We start from the raw sequence: 2,864 nt of genomic DNA on the forward strand, positions 1-2,864 counted from the left end.
TCGAACCTAGGTGTAACATGAGCCACCTCACTCGTAACAGGCAAAGCCAGTCACTCATGACCACGTCCGTAGGACGTGGGTTTCTACGTTAAACTAAAAAGGGGAAAGGGAAGAGTACACTGCGCTCGGGATCGTATGAGGCATGGATGCCGATTACGAGCTTACCTGGATGTATTCACAGCGCGTCTCGAGTGCAGTGTATTCTTTCCTTCTGATCCACTAGTAACTGCATGGTCACACAATTGATCTTGGCTGTTCAATAATGGTCATTAACGGCTATTGATGCTATCAATTGAGAGTGTCTTACCCATATAGGAAGAGCTGTGTCCAAGGTACTGATCCCCATTGCTGATGGTAATGAGGATATCGAAGCCATCACTATCTACGATATCCTGAGTCGAACCAATGCAGAGTTAACTCTGGCATCGATCATGCCAAGTAGGCGAGTTACCACCTTGCGTAACCTTGTAATTGAAGCGCCAGTAAGTATAGGGGAGTGTACCGACAAAACCTGGGATCTCATTGCGTTGCCTGGTGGTAAAGAAGGGGCAGAAAGCATGCATGAGTCTGAACCGCTCATACAATTAGTTAAAGAACAGCTTTACTCTGGCCGGTGGGTAGGTGCAATTTGTACGGCTCCGGTAATAATCCTTGGACGTCATGGCCTGCTGAAGAATTATAAAGCCACTTGTTATAGAACTTTCCGAGATGAGCTAAGCCGATATGCTAGAGAGACCGCTGCTGAGCGTGTAGTAGTCGACCGCAATTTGATAACAAGTCAATCCCCTGGTACGGCAATGGAGTTTGCGTTGAAACTCGTTGCTTGTTTATATGGGGAAGACTCAGCAAAAATGATCGCCAAAGCTATCTACGTGCGCTGGCCTTCAGAATAGATATCAATACTTCGGACAGTTGTTAATTGAACTAATCCACCTGTAGTAGTTCAGGCGTTTCCGGCTGGCCATAGATATAACCGTGGGATCGTCAGTCTGTTTTTCCTGTTGGTCTTCAATGTTTAGCAAATGTTTTTAATGAACCACTTTAGTGTAAACACCGATTCCTTCATCAAATGGCCCGTGATGATCAAAACACAGCATATCCTGCTCTAATCACAGTTTGTTATCAACGATAGAGGGCACCTTGTTTGTTCTCTGAATTCTTCTTAATCGTGTCACCCGTCGTACTGTGAAGGCACTAGGGTATTTTTGAACAACTGATGCTAAGTTATGAATCCCTACCAATACCCCATTACGCACAATTTCGGGGTCAGCACTGCCGGTAAATGTTAAAGTAAGCGCGCTGGCAGATTTACGCGTCTCGCCGCTTTTGGGTATTACGAGTTGAGCTTCCATTACGCCTTTTTCCCTGGTTGCGATATCAAGTATTTTTCCAACACTGAGCAGTGCACTGCAAAGGCTCACATCATCATCAGCACGCCCTTCAACCAGTAATGCTCGTGGCCGACCACAGCGACAAGTCGTCTCCTTGATCAAATCCCCCAGTCGATAGCGTACCAAGGGTACTGTCCAGGCATCGCCACACCGAGTGAGTAATGCGCCATGCTCACAGGGCTCGATGACTTGTCCTTCAAGCAAGTGATACTTTTCCAAATCACAGTCTGGCGTATTTACCGCAATGCTATTGGTTTCCACTGATCCATAATCACACCAAAAACCGGCCTTGGGGAATGCCGTACACACAGTCTTGTATTTAGCTTTCGTCCAGGGTTCCCCCATCCATATAATCGTGTCTACCGACAGATTGAAGCCTGAATCCAGTACGCCTTGGGCGAAGTCGGCGAGTCCAGTGGGAGCACCAGCTAACGCATTGGTGCCTACTTCTTGCAGTACTTGCTGCCAGTTCGTTACTTCCTCGGGTGAAAATGGACCAGTAGGAGCACTTATAGACTGGCACTTCTCCGCAAGAGTCTGAATAAAATAGTGGGCTCCCCATAAGCGGCCAGGGTTGAAAAGATTAAGTATCACGCTGCCTTGTCCAAGGGGCTTCCACTCCTTAAGCAGTCTCTCTGTGGCTTGGTGATAAGGTGTGTAGGTTAACTTGGGTTTCCCTGTGGTACCTCCACTGGACATCAATATCGCCCCATCTCTTTCTGCGATAGCGTAAGTGATCCGGAGAATTTCAAGGGGCCCACTGATATGAAGGTCTTCGATCTGAGAGGCCGAATCAGGCACTCGTAATCCACCAAGCATGGAAAGCTTTTGAGCTTGTGATAATACTGTGTGCCAATTTAAGTGCCCAATGGCCATAAGCGTTCCTATTACTATTTAAAAGCTTTGTTGCTGAATTTACGGAAACACCAGACAGGATATAGGCGGCGAGCCTTCAACCCGTCTTGATCAATTGCCCCCGCTACAGCTCTTTGACCATAAAGTACTTACATCCATCTTTAGGGTATCCTTCCTGAACCCATTTAACTTCATAGCCTTGATTTTTATAGAATGGCATAGCCTGGAAGTTTAGGGTATCTAGCAAACATCTTTTACAACCGCATTGTTTGCCGGAACTCTCAATTTTGCTCAATAGTTGACGGCCAATATTTTGCCCCCTAAGTTCTTCAGATACCCAAAGGGTATCAAGCAAGAGCCAGTCACCGAAGGACCTTGCAGCCGCGCCGGCTATTACTTCACCTGATTTGTTTTTAAGCTGAACGGCAAGAGGGTGTCTTTCTTTAACTTCCCAGTTTTTCCAGTTGAATTCATCAATTTTCTTATCCAGAAAATCGAGTTATTGTCAATTCTGGTGTTTAGCCAGTCTGATCAAGCAGCGCTCTGATCGGTGGTTGTCGCTTCCTCTCCATCCGTGAATTTTACTCCGGTAATTACCTTGGCCAGGTAGTTAAAGCC

The 2,864-nt window shown here is 46.5% G+C and carries 3 protein-coding genes; 1 reads left to right on the forward strand and 2 read right to left on the reverse strand.

Annotated features, from left to right (window positions below; translation table 11 throughout):
- The first annotated feature begins 323 nt into the window (after nucleotides 1–323).
- The gene (locus tag ACCI49_RS24195) at nucleotides 324–893 is read left to right on the forward strand and encodes a DJ-1 family glyoxalase III (protein ID WP_371841817.1); all 570 of its coding nucleotides are present in this window, start codon (nucleotides 324–326) and stop codon (nucleotides 891–893) included.
- A 216-nt stretch (nucleotides 894–1,109) separates the two neighbouring features.
- Here the strand turns inward: ACCI49_RS24195 and ACCI49_RS24200 are convergent, their stop codons facing one another.
- Together ACCI49_RS24200 and ACCI49_RS24205 are read right to left on the reverse strand one after the other, a co-directional pair.
- Nucleotides 1,110–2,267, reverse strand: coding sequence for a phenylacetate--CoA ligase family protein (locus ACCI49_RS24200; RefSeq protein WP_371841819.1), 1,158 nt, complete (start codon nucleotides 2,265–2,267; stop codon nucleotides 1,110–1,112).
- 103 nt (nucleotides 2,268–2,370) lie between these two features.
- Nucleotides 2,371–2,736 carry a GNAT family N-acetyltransferase gene (locus ACCI49_RS24205; RefSeq protein ID WP_371841821.1) on the reverse strand — a complete coding sequence of 122 codons (366 nt, stop codon included), beginning with the start codon at nucleotides 2,734–2,736 and terminating at the stop codon, nucleotides 2,371–2,373.
- Nucleotides 2,737–2,864: the final 128 nt, after the last annotated feature.

The sequence above is a fragment of the Microbulbifer epialgicus genome (genome assembly GCF_041447265.1).
Classification (GTDB): Bacteria; Pseudomonadota; Gammaproteobacteria; order Pseudomonadales; family Cellvibrionaceae; genus Microbulbifer; species Microbulbifer epialgicus.